1 protein-coding gene is annotated in these 576 nt (G+C 62.3%); it reads left to right on the plus strand.

Going from position 1 to position 576, the window contains the following annotated elements:
* A partial coding sequence (locus KKP04_RS15275; protein ID WP_215033540.1) for a transposase occupies nucleotides 1–576 on the plus strand: 576 nt, incomplete at both ends.

The raw sequence follows: 576 nt of genomic DNA on the forward strand, positions 1-576 counted from the left end.
GATGCCCCGCAACACCAAAGCCCACCGCAATGCCGAGGTCGATTTCCGGGGCGAGAAGCGCTCGAATGCCACCCATGCTTCGACCACAGACCCCGATGCACGGCTCTACAAGAAATCCGCCGGAACCGGGGCCGTGCTGTGCTTCATGGGGCATGCCCTGATGGAAAACCGCAACGGCCTGATCGTGCAAGGCGACCTGACCCACGCCGACGGCCATGCCGAACGCAAGGCCGCATTGGACATGGTTCACCGTCATTCCCCCCGATCGACCCGACGGCTGACGCTGGGGGCCGACAAGGGTTATGACGCGGGCGAGTTCGTTTCCGACCTGCGCAAAGCCTGCGTCACGCCGCACGTCGCCCAGAAATCGCGACATTCAGCAATCGACGGCCGAACGACCCGGCATGAGGGTTACGCCAAGTCGCAAAAACACCGAAAACGGATTGAGGAGGCCTTTGGCTGGGCCAAGACCGTAGGCGGCATGACTGAGATCATGTATCGCGGCATCGAACGCGTCCGGTCGCGGTTCATCCTGACAATGGCAGCCAACAATCTGGCACGACTGCCCCGACTGCT

This window comes from Rhodomicrobium sp. Az07, assembly GCF_018619475.1.
Lineage (GTDB): Bacteria > Pseudomonadota > Alphaproteobacteria > Rhizobiales > Rhodomicrobiaceae > Rhodomicrobium.